Source organism: Ensifer sp. ENS11, from assembly GCF_014851895.1.
Taxonomy (GTDB): Bacteria; Pseudomonadota; Alphaproteobacteria; order Rhizobiales; family Rhizobiaceae; genus Ensifer; species Ensifer canadensis.
This window is the reverse complement of the sequence record NZ_JACVAN010000067.1, coordinates 1-522: the sequence shown is the minus strand read 5'-3', so window position 1 is coordinate 522 and position 522 is coordinate 1. Positions and strand designations below refer to the sequence as shown.

General features: G+C 67.4%; 1 protein-coding gene. It reads right to left on the bottom strand.

The annotated features are described in order from the left end of the window. The coding region (locus IB264_RS35735; protein WP_210335727.1) for a VCBS domain-containing protein at positions 1 to 522 on the bottom strand (522 nt) is incomplete at both ends.

Below are 522 nucleotides of genomic sequence, written 5' to 3'. Positions count from 1 at the left end.
GCGTCAGCGTCTGGCCGGCCTGCAGGCTGTCGAGCACGCCATCGGCGACCTCGAAGCTCCAGCCGACCGAGTCGCCCGCCTGGTTCACCGCCGCCAGCGCGAAAGTGCCGAGGTAGCTGGCGCCCTGTGCGGTGAAGGAAGCGCTATGGGTGTCGAGCGTGTCGACGTCGGCAAAGGTTACCGCGCCGTTCTGCGCATGCGTTGTCGCATTCTCGCCCGCAGCACCGTCGGCAATCTCCGTCACCGCACCGCTCTGCACCGCAGAGGTGATCAGTGGAACGTCGTTCGTGCCGGTGATCACGATCGTCACCGTCTGCACTGCCGTGCCACCATGGCCGTCATCGACGGTCACGTCGTACTTCTGCGTCAGCGTCTGGCCGGCCTGCAGGCTGTCGAGCACGCCATCGGCGACCTCGAAGCTCCAGCCGACCGAGTCGCCCGCCTGGTTCACCGCCGCCAGCGCGAAAGTGCCGAGGTAGCTGGCGCCCTGTGCGGTGAAGGAAGCGCTATGGGTGTCGAGCG